The sequence below is a fragment of the Piscinibacter sp. PDB1-1 genome, from assembly GCF_056675995.1.
Map to the genome: position 1 here is coordinate 1,080,583 of NZ_JBWVZJ010000001.1, position 12,679 is coordinate 1,093,261.

Annotated in this window: 11 protein-coding genes and 1 tRNA gene; 6 read left to right on the top strand and 6 right to left on the bottom strand. The window is 65.9% G+C overall.

Annotated features, from left to right (window positions below):
• Positions 1 to 46: 46 nt before the first annotated feature.
• A complete protein-coding gene (locus tag AC1KAR_RS04905) occupies positions 47 to 1,648 on the bottom strand; it encodes an ABC transporter substrate-binding protein (protein ID WP_480315039.1) in 1,602 nt (533 codons plus the stop codon).
• A gap of 186 nt (positions 1,649 to 1,834) precedes the next feature.
• On the opposite strand from AC1KAR_RS04905, the gene AC1KAR_RS04910 reads away from it, so the two are divergent.
• Both AC1KAR_RS04910 and AC1KAR_RS04915 read left to right on the top strand, forming a co-directional pair.
• Entirely contained in the window at positions 1,835 to 2,224 is a 390-nt protein-coding gene (locus AC1KAR_RS04910; RefSeq protein ID WP_480315041.1) for a nuclear transport factor 2 family protein, read from the top strand.
• A 12-nt stretch (positions 2,225 to 2,236) separates the two neighbouring features.
• Positions 2,237 to 2,530, top strand: coding sequence for a hypothetical protein (locus AC1KAR_RS04915; protein WP_480315043.1), 294 nt, complete (start codon positions 2,237 to 2,239; stop codon positions 2,528 to 2,530).
• A 231-nt stretch (positions 2,531 to 2,761) separates the two neighbouring features.
• Here the strand turns inward: AC1KAR_RS04915 and AC1KAR_RS04920 are convergent.
• The 5 genes from AC1KAR_RS04920 to hemC form a co-directional block, all read right to left on the bottom strand.
• Positions 2,762 to 2,839: transfer RNA gene (locus AC1KAR_RS04920), tRNA-Arg, on the bottom strand.
• A gap of 34 nt (positions 2,840 to 2,873) precedes the next feature.
• A complete protein-coding gene (locus tag AC1KAR_RS04925) occupies positions 2,874 to 4,118 on the bottom strand; it encodes a heme biosynthesis HemY N-terminal domain-containing protein (protein ID WP_480315047.1) in 1,245 nt (414 codons plus the stop codon).
• Positions 4,119 to 4,126: 8 nt separating this feature from the next.
• On the bottom strand, positions 4,127 to 5,239 hold the full coding sequence (locus tag AC1KAR_RS04930; protein WP_480315049.1) for a uroporphyrinogen-III C-methyltransferase: 1,113 nt from the start codon (positions 5,237 to 5,239) through the stop codon (positions 4,127 to 4,129).
• A complete protein-coding gene (locus AC1KAR_RS04935; protein WP_480315051.1) occupies positions 5,236 to 5,988 on the bottom strand; it encodes a uroporphyrinogen-III synthase in 753 nt (250 codons plus the stop codon). Before AC1KAR_RS04935 ends, AC1KAR_RS04930 begins: the two co-directional genes overlap by 4 nt.
• Before the next feature lie 5 nt (positions 5,989 to 5,993).
• Positions 5,994 to 6,935 carry a hydroxymethylbilane synthase gene (hemC, locus tag AC1KAR_RS04940; RefSeq protein WP_480315054.1) on the bottom strand — a complete coding sequence of 314 codons (942 nt, stop codon included), beginning with the start codon at positions 6,933 to 6,935 and terminating at the stop codon, positions 5,994 to 5,996.
• 135 nt (positions 6,936 to 7,070) lie between these two features.
• Here hemC and ppc point away from each other — a divergent pair, with 135 nt between their 5' ends.
• The 4 genes from ppc (at position 7,071) to AC1KAR_RS04960 (ending at position 12,674) form a co-directional block, all read left to right on the top strand.
• Complete coding sequence (gene ppc / locus AC1KAR_RS04945) at positions 7,071 to 9,830, top strand: phosphoenolpyruvate carboxylase (protein ID WP_480315056.1); 2,760 nt, start codon at positions 7,071 to 7,073, stop codon at positions 9,828 to 9,830.
• A gap of 253 nt (positions 9,831 to 10,083) precedes the next feature.
• Positions 10,084 to 10,983, top strand: a complete 900-nt coding sequence (locus AC1KAR_RS04950) for a hypothetical protein (RefSeq protein ID WP_480315058.1) — start codon at positions 10,084 to 10,086, stop codon at positions 10,981 to 10,983.
• Positions 10,984 to 11,139: 156 nt separating this feature from the next.
• Complete coding sequence (locus AC1KAR_RS04955; RefSeq protein WP_480315060.1) at positions 11,140 to 11,778, top strand: hypothetical protein; 639 nt, start codon at positions 11,140 to 11,142, stop codon at positions 11,776 to 11,778.
• The gene (locus AC1KAR_RS04960; protein ID WP_480315062.1) at positions 11,775 to 12,674 is read left to right on the top strand and encodes a helix-turn-helix domain-containing protein; all 900 of its coding nucleotides are present in this window, start codon (positions 11,775 to 11,777) and stop codon (positions 12,672 to 12,674) included. The genes AC1KAR_RS04955 and AC1KAR_RS04960 overlap by 4 nt, the downstream gene beginning before the upstream one ends.
• The last annotated feature ends 5 nt before the right edge of the window (positions 12,675 to 12,679 follow it).

The window sequence follows — 12,679 nt, forward strand, 5'->3', positions numbered from 1 at the left end:
TTCATGCGCGCCGTGCACCCGCTACGGGCGCACGGCGTTCGTGGGTTCACTTCAGGCTCACGCCGTAGAACTGCACGGTGCCGAAGGGGCTCATCTTGTAGCCCTCGACGTTCTTCTGCATCGGCTGGTACACCACCGAATGCGCCATCGGCACCCAAGGCGCCTCGCGCTTGAAGACCACCTGCGCCCGCTCGTAGAGCTTGGTGCGTTCGGGCAGGTTGCTCGTCTGCTTGGCCTTGTTGACGAGGTCGTCGTATTCCTTGTTGCACCACTGACCGTAGTTGGAGCCCCCCACCGCCGCGCAGCTCAGCAGCGTGGCCATGAAGTTGTCGGGGTCGCCGTTGTCGCCGGTCCAGCCGAACATGCCGATGTCGGCCTCGCCAGCCTTCGCGCGCTTGAGGTACTCGGCCCATTCGTACTTGACGATCTGCGTCTTGATGCCGATCTTGGCGAGATCCGCCTGGATCAGCTCGGCCGCCTGCTGGCCGTTGGGGTTGTAGGGCCGCTGCACCGGCAACGCCCAGAGCTTGGTCTCGAAGCCAGTCGGGTAGCCCGCCTTGGCCAGCAAGGCCTTGGCCTTCTCGGGGCTGTACTCATAGTCCTTGATCGACTTGTTGTACGACCACATCGTGGGCGGGATCGGGTTCGTGGCCGCTGCACCCGCGCCCTGGTACACCGCCTCGACCAGCGACTTCTTGTTGATCGCCATGTTGATGGCCTGGCGCACCTCCAGGCTGTCGAACGGCTTGTGCTTCACATTGAGAACGAGATAGCCCACGTTCAAGCCCTGCTGCGACATGAGCTTGAGGCGGGGCTCCTTCTTCAGCGCTTCCACCTCGGCCGGCTTGGGATAGGCAGACATGTGGCACTCGCCCGCCTTGAGCTTTTGCGCACGCACCGCCGAGTCGACGGTGATCGCGAAGATCAGGTTGTCGATCTTGGCCTTGCCCTTCCAGTAGCTCTCGAAGGCGGCGTAGCGGATCTGTGAATCCTTCTCGTAGCGGCGCAGCACGAAGGGCCCGGTGCCGATCGGCTTCACGTTCAGCTCGGCGCCCTTGCCCGCCTTGAGCAACTGATCGGCGTACTCGGCCGAATGAATGGAGGCGAAGTCCATCGCCATGTTGGCCAAGAATGCGGCGTCCACTGTCTTCAGCGTGATGCGCACCGTCATCGCATCAGGCTTCTCCAACTTGACGACGTTGGTGTTGAGCCCCATGTCGGAGGCGTAGTCGAACGACGCGGGTGACGCCTTCTGGAAAGCGTTCTCCTTGTTCGTCATGCGATCGAACGTGAAGATCACGTCGTCGGCGTTCAGCTCGCGCGTGGGCTTGAAGTAGTCGGTGCTGTGAAACTTGACGCCCTTGCGCAGATGGAAGGTGTAGACCAATCCATCCGGGCTCACCGTCCAGCGCTCGGCCAGGCCCGGCACGATGTTCGTGCCGCCGTCCTCGAACTCGACCAGCCGATTGAATAGCGGCCGCGAACTCGCGTTGAACGTGGTGCCAGCGGTGTAGCGCCCGGGGTCGAACCCCTCGGGGCTGCCCTCTGAGCAGTAGATGAACGTGGTGGCGGCGTGGGCGCCGATGGCCGTGCCTGCCACCACGGAAACCGCCAGGGTACGGCGGGCGATGCGAATCAGTTTCTTCATGAGCCACCTTTTGGATGACGAACGAGCGGCGAGTCTAAGGCAACGCTGAGCAAAAACCGTGCGAGGGACCACCGCCGGGCGGCGTCCTTGGCGGTAGCGAAGTGCCGCCCTATATTCGGCGGTGAAGCAGCCATCGGCGAAGGCGCTAAAGAGCCCGCGCCGAACATCCGCATTGAAAGGAACCCCGTGACCATCGCTACGCTGCCCACCTGGCACCAGCTCGTCGCCTCTCGCAACGCCGCCGGCCTATCCGAACTGTTGGCCGACGACGTCGTCTTCCATTCGCCAGTGGTCCACACGCCGCAGGTGGGCAAGGCCATCACCACGCAGTACCTCGCGGCCGCATTTCGCGTCTTCTTCAATCCGAGCTTCACCTACGTGCGAGAGATCTCGGGCCCGAGCGACGCCGTGCTGGAGTTCCAGGTCACCATCGACGGGATCGCCGTGAATGGGGTCGACATGCTCAAGTGGGACGAGCAAGGCCGCATCGTCGAGTTCAAGGTGCTGATCCGCCCGCTCAAGGCCGTCAACCTGATTCATCAGAAGATGGGCGCCATGCTCCAGGCACAGCAGTAGCGCCGCCACGGCATGCGCTACCTGAGCTTCGACCTCAGCGACAACACCGAAGGCGTCACGACACTGGAGGCCATGGCCTCGACGCAGCTCGAGCACCACGAACGACTCATGCGTGAAGTACAGCAGGTGCTCGATTGGGCCTGGCAGCACTATCCGCACACTCACGGGCCTGCAGACGAAGGCATGGATTGGGACCACGACCTGCAAGTCAACGTGGAAGCCGGCGGCTGGCACACCGTCACGCTCACCCTGACCGGGTCGCCGAGCTTCATCGAGCAGTTCTCGCAGGCGTGGCGAGCGGAGTGAACCGGGCCGCCAATCCACCAATCGGTGCGGCCAGCGGCATTGGCGCTACCTTGATTTGCGAGGGGACGGCCCGAGTTGCCCGGTGCGCCCGAGCTTGAGTCATGTGACCAGCCTTGAGGGCCAGCGGGCGCAGGCAGGCTCTTTATCCCCAAGAGCGTGGAAGGCGTAGGCAGAAAGAAAAACAGCCTAGGGGCTTGGCGCCTCTAAGCTGTTGATCCATTTCTTATTGTTTGGTGCGGCTGGCAGGATTCGAACCCACGACCCCTTGGTTCGTAGCCAAGTACTCTAATCCAACTGAGCTACAGCCGCGAAGACCGAGAGTGTAGCACGGATCTGCAGGCGTCTACAACTTGGCCGCAGCCTCGTAGCAAATCGCGGCGCGTTCGGTGTTGGACTGCTCTTCGGCCATGCGTGCCAGCAGGAGCCATGCATGCCGACGCGCGTCACGCGGCAGCTCACGGGCTACGGAGGCTTGCTCCAACAACAATCGGGCCTTGCCCCACAACTCGCGTTCGGCCAAGGCGCAGCCGACTGCGTAGGCGACCGCCGCCTCTCGAGGGTGCGCCTGCGCGGCGGATTCGAGCCGCGCCAGCCAATCCGGCGACAGGCCCGCCATGCTCGCCACCAGGCCATGCGAGAGCGCCGCGCGCTCGTCAGCGCTCAAGTCGCCGAGGCGGTCCCAGAACGGGCGCAGCCAGGCTCGGCCTTCTGCGCCTGCACCGTGCTGCGCGAGCGTGGCAGCAGCCCGTGCGGCCACAAAGGGATCACGCCGGTCGGCGCCGTCGAGCGCGAACCACATGCTGCGCACCTGGTCGGCGTCACGGGCAGCGTCTAGCGATTCGAAGGCCAGCGATCGCAGCAAACCTTGCGCAGCACCTTTCGAGAAGGCCTGATGCTTGGCCAGAAGCCGGGCGGTCTTCAGGGCTTCCTGAGGCTGATCGGCGAGGCGGCTTGCCTGCAGCTTCATGCGCAGCGCGTGGGTGCGCCGGGCCACGCCCGGGGGCAATGCGGCGAGCAGCTCCAGGGCGCGCGGCGCGTCGCGGTCTTCGAGCGCCCATTCGGCGGCAAGAAGCCGGGCCCCTTCCTCTGCAGAACGGGCCAGCATGCTGCGGCTGCTGAGTTCGAAGGCGCGCTCCAGCTGATCATCGCGCCGCGCGCGATCCTGCAGCCGGTGCGCGCTGCCTGCGGCAAGCAGGTGGCCCAGCACGGTGAACTCGTTGTCCTGCACGAGCTCGGGCGTTTCGGACTGGATCAGCAAGGCGCGCTGCGCAGATTTCTGCGCCCGCGTGTAGCGGCCGCCAAGGTACTGCGCCAGCGCCTCGCGCAACGAGGCTTGCGCCGTGCGATCCCGGCGCGCCACACGCCATTCGTGGGCACGGCGTGGCAGGCTGATCAACCCACCTACAGCCTGGATGGCCGCCACGAGGGCGAGGCACACGCCCAGAAGCACCAGCAGGAACAGGTTCATGGAGACATCCATGCGCCAACCGTTCCAGTAGATCGACACGAGCCCGTCGTTCGCACCGAAAGTGGTGGCGGCCACGACGGCCACCGCGAACAAAAGAATGAACCAGATGACTGCGCGCATGGAAGCGATCAGCGCCCAGCCGTGGCCGCCGCCAGCGCAGCGAGTGTGTTGTCAGGACGCGGCAGGCTCACCTGGCGGGCGCCCGCCGCCACTTGCTTGCACAGCTCGGCGGCAACCGCCGTGCGGCGTGAGCTGCGATCGAAGTAGCGGTCGAGGGTCTGCTGCGCGCTCTGCAGATCGGTCTGCACGGCGTCGAACTGGCGGCTCAACAAGGCAAGGCGCGCGTTCAGCAAGCGCAGCTTGAGGTTCTCGCGCAGGAAGAACGCCTGCTCAGGTGCCAGCAGCATGGCATCGTGATGCTCGATGCGCGTGACGCGGACCAGGCTGCGCGTTTCACCCCACACGCGCTCCATAAATGCGGCCCAACCGCGCGATACGGCCGACGACCAGCCGGATTCGGGCTGCGATGCACCTGACGCGCTGCGCGCCATCGGCTTGGGCGCCGCGGCAGATGCTGCCTTGGCAGGCTCCTTGCGCGGCTCGGCCTGCGACACCAGTGGCAGTTCATCGATCAGGCGGATGGCTTCGTCGAGCTTGAGCGACAGCGCCGCGACATCGGGCACGCCCACGTCGCGTACGCGATCGATGTCGCGCGCGATGGCACGCCGGACGCCTTCGAGCCGCGGTTGGTTGTAGCGCGAGACACGCTCGTCGGCCTGCTTGAGCGCAGCCACGAGGGGCTCCGCGCTGCCGGTGATCGTGGCCTGCTGCTGCGCCAGGCGCAGACCGGCGTCGATGTCGACCAGCACATTCTCGTCACGAGATCTTGCGAGCGATTGAATGAGGTCTTCGAGCTGCGTGCGCTGCATCGAGACTTCTTGCAGGCGCGATTCGAGCAGCGACACCTTGGAGGCGCTCTCACGTGCCGTCTCGTCGGCGCGCTTGGCCAGCAAGCGGGCCTCGGCGGACACCGTCTGCATGTCTTGCTGGCGCCGCACCAACTCCTGTTCGAGCTTGCGGATTCGGCGTTCGGCAGACCACGCGAGCGCAAGCGCCAGAACGACCAGAAGGGTGAGCACACCCGCAACGATCCATGCGACACGCTGCTGACGCGCGTTAGCCGGTGCAGCCACTGCAGGCGCAGGCGGCGGGCTGGCAGGGGTTTGTGTGACGTCGCTCACGATGCGAACGATTGTATGCACGCGATCACGGCTTCGTGCGATGGCCGCGCTTCGGTGACATGGGCTATGCCGAGACGACGCGCACGCTCGGCGATGCGCGAATGTGTCGCGATCGCCCGGGTCCGGTCCCATCGTGCGCGCGGCGCCAGGGGTTCGAGGTTCGTGATCGCCTCCGAGCTGCTGAAGAACCACACGTGACCCGCGGGATCTGCCAGCGCCTCGCTCAGCAAACCCTGCTGCGGCGTGGTGAGGCTCGGCGCGCCACGCGAATAGGCCGTGACGAACTCGACGTGCGCACCCTGCTCGCGAAGCCGCGACGCCAACCAGTCACGCCCGCCGTCGCCTCGCACCACGAGCACCTGCCGGCCAAGCCAGTCGTGCGATTCGAGCTGCAGCCACAGCGCCTCGGAGTCGAACTGCGGCGAGTCGGCGGCGGGCTCGACGACCTGGGCCACACCCAAGTCGCGCAGCGCGCGGCTCGTACCGGGGCCGGGGGATGCAGCCCAAACGTCGTCAGGCCAGACCTGCCCGGCGGGTCGCGCCGCGAAGAATTCCGTGACGGCGTTGGGGCTCACGAATACCACCATGGTGTGGGCCGCCAGCTTTGACCACGCACGGCCCACGGCGATGGCATCGGGCGCCGGTGCGATGTCGATCAAAGGCAGAGCTTCGGCCTCGATGCCCGCGGCGCGCAGGCGCTCGACCCATTCGCGGGCCTGTGCAGCAGGCCGTGTGACGAGCACGCGCATCGTGCCTACGGCGCGGCCAGGTAGTCGGCGGCGCCCTGCTCGCGCAGCATGGTCGCAACCTGCTCACCGAGCGCGCGCGCCGCATCGTCGTCGACGACGCTGGACCGCAACTCGGCACGGAGCAGCGCCCGGGTGGTGTCCTGGCCGTCACCCAGCGCGGCCACGATGTGCAACACATCGGCGCGCCACACCGCGTGAGCGGCGAGCGGCATGCTGCAGCTGCCGCCCAGCGCACGCGAAACGGCCCGCTCGGCCTGCACCGCCAGCCAGGTGGGGCGGTGAATGAGTTCGGCGAGCTGCTGTCGCAGAGGCATGGCGTCGGCCAGCACTTCGATGCCCAATGCGCCCTGCCCGGCCGCGGGGATCATCTGATCGGGCTCGAACGTGGACCGGATGCGATCGGCGAGCCCCAGCCGCTTGAGGCCCGCGGCCGCCAGCACGATGGCATCGAACTGTCCTTCATCGAGCTTGCGCAGGCGCGTGTCGAGATTGCCGCGCAAGGGCTCGATGCGAAGGTCCGGCCGCAACGCGCGCAACAGCACCACGCGGCGCAAGCTGGACGTACCCACGCAGGCCCCCTCGGGCAGGTCGGACAGCGATGCGTAGTTGTTGGACACCAGCGCATCACGCGGGTCTTCGCGTTCAAGCACGGCGGCGAGCGCAAAACCGTCGGGCAGCTCCATCGGAACGTCCTTGAGCGAGTGCACTGCGAGGTGTGCTCGGCCTTCTTCTAGCGCTGTTTCAAGCTCTTTCACGAACAAGCCCTTGCCACCCACCTTCGACAGGCTGCGGTCGAGGATCTGGTCCCCGCGGGTGGTCATTCCGAGCAGTCCCACGTCGAGGCCAAACTGCTGCTTCAGCAGGGCGCGCACATGCTCGGCCTGCCAGAGCGCGAGGCGGCTTTCACGCGTGGCGATCAACAAGGGAGTGGGCTGTGGATGAGGCATCGGGCGATGCTAGCAGGGGGCCTTGCGCCCGCCTCACCACCGCAAGAAACCGGTACCATCACAAGGGTGTAACCAAATTACGGGGACGGGTCCCCGCCAGCGTTTCTGCACCGCCCCTGTTCACAAAGGATGACCATGCCCCGCGCCCAGCCTGACGATGCCAAGAACCTCCCCCTGGTCACCGACATCCGCTTGCTCGGCCGCATCCTCGGCGACGTGATCCGCGAGCAGGAAGGCAAGGCGGCCTTCGAGCTGATCGAGCGGGTTCGCCAGCTCTCGGTAGGCTACCGCCTGAAGCGCGACGCGCAAGCCGGCCGCTCGCTCGACAGGCTGCTGAAGAACCTCTCGGGCGACCAGACGGTGAGCGTGATCCGCGCCTTCAGCTACTTCTCGCACCTGGCCAACATCGCCGAAGACCGGCAACACGTGCGCCGCCGCGAGCACCACGATCGCCAGGGGCACCTGCAAGAGGGCTCGCTGGCCATGTGCCTGGAGCGCCTCGCCGAGGCCGACGTGCGCGCCTCGACCATCGCCGAAACCCTGCAGCACGCCTATATCTCACCCGTTCTCACGGCGCATCCGACCGAGGTGCAGCGCAAGAGCATCCTCGACGCCGAACGCGCCATCGCCGAGCTGATCGGGGTGCGCGACACGCTCGTCACCGCGCGCGAACTCGCCGAGAACGAAGCTCTGCTGCGCGCCCGCGTGACGCAGCTGTGGCAAACGCGCATGCTGCGCTACACCAAGCTCACCGTGGCGGACGAGATCGAGAACGCGCTGAGCTACTACCAGACCACGTTCCTGCGCCAGATCCCGCGCATGTACCGCGAACTCGAAGACGCCCTGCCCGGCCACGGCATTGCCTCCTTTTTTCGCATGGGCAACTGGATCGGTGGCGATCGCGACGGCAACCCCAACGTGACCGCCGAGACGCTGCAGATGGCCCTGCGCCGCCAGAGCGAAACCGTGCTGCGCTTCTACCTGACAGAAGTGCACGAGCTGGGCGCGGAGCTGTCGATCTCGGCCATGCTCGCACCGGTCACTCCCGCAATGAAGGCACTGGCCGAGGCGTCGCCCGACCACGGCGTGCACCGTGAGGACGAGCCCTATCGCCGCGCGCTGATCGGCATGTACGCGCGCCTGGCTGCCACGCTGCACAAACTCACGGGCACAGAAGCCCTGCGCCATGCGGTTGCGCCGCAGGCACCCTACAGCCGCAGCGAAGACTTCCTGCACGACCTGGGTGTGATCGAGCAATCGCTGCAAAGCCATCATGCGCACGCGCTGATCGCGCCCCGCCTGCGCCCTCTGATGCGTGCGGTGCAGGTGTTCGGCTTTCACCTGGCCACGGTGGACCTGCGCCAGAGCTCCGACAAACACGAGGCCGTGGTGGCCGAGCTGCTCCAGGTGGCGCGCATCGAGGCCGACTACAGCGCGCTCGACGAGCCCGCGCGACGCGCGCTGCTGTTGCGCCTGCTCAACGACGCGCGCCCGCTGCGGGTGCGTGCGGCGAGCTACTCCGAGCATGCGCAGGGTGAACTGGCCATCTTCGAGGCCGCGGTGACGATGCTTCAGGCCTACGGCCGCCAGGCGCTGCGCCACTACATCATTTCGCACACCGAAGAGGTGAGCGACCTGCTCGAAGTGCTGCTGCTGCAAAAAGAGGTTGGCCTCATGCGTGGCACGCTGGAGGAGAACGCCGAGTGCGACCTGATCGTCTCGCCGCTGTTCGAGACCATCGGCGACTTGCGCAATGCCGGGCCGATCATGCGCGCCTACTACGCGCTGCCCGGCATCGCGGCGATGATGCAGCGCTCCGGCGGCGAGCAAGACGTGATGCTCGGCTACAGCGACAGCAACAAGGACGGCGGCTTCTTCACCAGCAACTGGGAGCTGTACCGCGCCGAGATCGCGCTGGTCGACTTCTTCGGCGCCCTGCGCGCCGAGCACGGCATCACGCTGCGGCTTTTCCACGGCCGCGGCGGCACGGTCGGGCGCGGCGGCGGCCCGAGCTACCAGGCGATCCTCGCGCAGCCCCCGGGCACGGTGAACGGGCAGATTCGCCTGACTGAACAAGGCGAGGTGATCGCCTCGAAGTACGCCCACCCCGAGATCGGGCGGCGCAACCTCGAAACGCTGGTGGCGGCCACCCTGGAGGCCACGCTGCTGCACCCCACCAAGAGTGCGCCCAAGAGCTTTCTCGAAGCGGCCGATGCCATCAGCCACGCCAGCATGAGCGCCTACCGCAAGCTGGTGTACGAGACCCCGGGCTTCACGGATTACTTTTTCGCCGCCACGCCCATCCGCGAGATTGCAGAACTGAACATCGGTTCGCGCCCCGCTTCACGCAAGGCCACGCGGGCCATCGAAGACCTGCGTGCGATCCCGTGGGGGTTCAGTTGGGGCCAGTGCCGCGTTGCACTGCCCGGCTGGTACGGCTTCGGTTCGGCGATCCAGGGTTTTCTGTCGGAGTCGCGCAAGGAGCGGCTCGCACTGCTGCAACGCATGCACCGCCAGTGGCCCTTCTTCCGCACCCTGCTCTCCAACATGGACATGGTGTTGGCGAAGAGCGATCTCGGCATCGCAGCACGCTACGTCGAGCTGGTGGAAGACAAGCGCCTGGGCAAGCGCATCTTCGCGGCCATCCAGGCCGAATGGCAGGCCACCTCGGCCGCCCTCGCACTGATCACTGGCGAGAAACAGCGCCTGGCCACCAACCCGTCGCTGGCGCGTTCGATCGAACACCGCTTCCCGTATCTCGACCCACTCAATCACTTGCAAGTCGAACTGATGCGCCGCTACCGCCGTGAAGGCGAACCCGTCAACGAGCGCGTGCAGCGCGGCATTCACATCTCGATCAACGGCGTCGCGGCGGGCTTGCGCAACACGGGTTGAGGCCGACCGGGCGCACCAAATGTCACTTGTATGAGCCGGATCTGAACAGGCGTGCCAAAAGTTGCCTCATACGGTGGCAAAACCGCCCAGACCGCGCGTATTCCCGGGGCTCGATTAGCAACTGAATTCAAGTTGCACGGCTAAGCTCCCACGAAGATGCACACGCGTTCACTTCTTGATGAACGCACGGTTTGCCAAGAGCCACACGTCGTGTGTGCCGCGGCAAGCCGACAACAACTTCGTCGGAGACAGCATGACTCATATCACTCGCCTTATCGCCCGCGTCGGCGTGGCGCTTGCGATCACCTCGATCGCTTCGATCGCGACCGCGCAGACCTCATTCACCGCGTCGTACAAGGGCGGCAGCACCGCCTCGTGCGGCACCACCTACGCCATCAGCGGCGCCGAGCCCAGCGCATCGGGCAAGTACCCGGTGTACGTGCACATCGGTGGCACTGGCGAGTCGTACACGAGCAACTGGGCCAAGGCCGCAGTGAACGCCATGGCCGCCAAGGGATTCGTCGCCGCATCGATCCAGTATGACAACGGCAGCTTCGGCACCTGCTCGACCATCGGCACGCGTGCCAAGTGCATCTTCGATCAGAGCAAGGCCACCAGCGCCATCCAGACCCTGTGCTCGCGCGCCAAGGCCGATTGCTCCAAGGGCATCGTGACCGGCGGTCTGAGCCAGGGCTCGATCATCTCGGTGCTCTCCAAGAACTACGACAGCCGTATCCGCGCCTCCATGGGCCAGGGTGCCGGCGCCACCTATACCGCGGCTTACAACCTGGGTTCGTGCATCGCCAGCGGCAAGTACACGCAATCGCCTGATCGCGTGCGCATCATCAATGGCCAGACCGACATGTTCGTGGGCGGCACCGTCACCACCGCAGGCAATTCCGGCAAGCTGGTCACCGGCAAGAGCTGCACCACGGGCTCGACCTCGTGCCTGAACAGCAACGGTTCCGGATGGCTGGTGGTGCGCAGCATCGAAGTGAGCGACCTTGACGCCGACCATTGCTTCATGGGCTACGGTGGTGTCATCGGCATCCAGTGCTCGGGCGCCTTGGTCGACCCGATCTACCAATCCGGTTCGGCGGCCTGGGCCTTGCCCGCCACCGCGAACTGGCTGGCAAGCTTCGTCACACCGTAACGGGTGTTACCGCAGGGGCCGCATGACGATGCACCCCAGCGGCATGTAGAGTGAAAACGTCTGAGTTCGCCCTGCGCTCCGAATGGTCCGCAGGGCGCCTCGCGTCTGGGGCTGGCGATTCTCGCCCCACCGTAGTGCAGCAAAGAGGGTGACGTGATGGGCGGGATCATTCACGCTGAAACCAAGTCCAGGCCCGGGCGGGCGGCCTTGATCACACTGTGCGCAGCCGCGCCCGTTGCGGCGCTGATCTGGTGGCTCAGCGGTACCGGTGAGCCTGAACCCATGGCGCCGGTCACGATGACAACTGCCGCCTCGCCCCTGCGGGCCGATGTGCCCGACCAGCCAGACACCGACGCTGCCCTGCCGATGCAGGCAGCCGCGGCGTCAGGGGGATTCACGCAGGCACTGCCGGAGTCTTCTGCGCTGGCCGACATCGCCGAACGCAATGCCAAGGTCGATGTTCAGCTGCTGTCGGCCACGCGCCAGAACGCCGCGCGCGCCTTTTTGAACGAAGTGCACCTGCAGCCCAGCCCGCAAGGCGGGTTCGTCGTGGCAGAGGTCATGCCCGAGAGCCGCTACGAGAAGCTCGGCCTGCGCCCGGGTGACCGCATCTACACGCTCGACACGCCCAAGATGACGGCGATCGACGACAGCTCGATGATTGCGCTCACGCAGCAAAGCGAGATCGAACTCGAGGTCTATCGCAACGGGACGCTGACGCGGCTGTACTACAACTACGGCAGCCAGCACGAGACAGACGACGAGGGGAAAAGCAACGGGGAGACGGCCAAATGACCATCCAGGTTGACGACACGACCGCCACCCCGTCCAACAAGTCGCAGGTGTTCGTGTTTTCGGGCGGCTTCATCTTCTCGAGCCAAGGTGTGGTGACCACCCCCACCGAGCGCTTCTACGCAATGCTGCTGCTGACCACCGGAGAGCCGCAGTTCGAGATCGACGTGAACGGCCGCAAGGAGCGCCTCGGCGCGGTCGCGATCAAGCCCTTCATGATGCGCAGCCTGAACGCACACAAGGTGCCGTTCGTCTCGATCGGCATCAGCCCGGCTCACTCGGCCTACCGCACCTTCTCGCTGCTGGACGAGCCCGGGTTCATGGCGCTGCCGCGCGAGCTCTTCTTCGATCAATTGCAGGGCTTGCGCGAACTGATCGAAACGCGTGCCGGCCTCAACCACGCCATCAGCATGTTCCACGAGTGCATCGGCGTGGCCACCGCGCTGCTGCCGCCGCCGAAGCCGATGGACGCCCGCATCGAGCGCGCCCTGCAGTGGCTCAAGCAAGACCCGGCGCAGGGTCTGGACACGCTGTCCCACCGGGCGTGCCTTTCCTATCACCGCCTGTCGCACCTGTTCACGCAGGAGATGGGCGTGTCGCTGCGCCAGTACCTGCCCACCTACAAGATCATCGCGGCAGTGCGGGCGCTGGGCCAAGGCATGAGCGTGACCGACGCAGCGCACGCCTCGGGCTTCAGCGATTCGGCCCACCTGTCGCGCGTGTGGGCCAAGGCTTTCGGCGCGCCGCCATCGTTCTTCTTGAACAGCAACTCGATCTCGTTGTACCCGCCGTTGAAATCGGGGCCGTCGACCGTTCCGATCTCTCACACCGGCGTGGCTCGCACACAGGCGCCCGACAGCACTCGAACGCAGGGCAGTTTCGCAGACAGCGTCTACTGACCTTC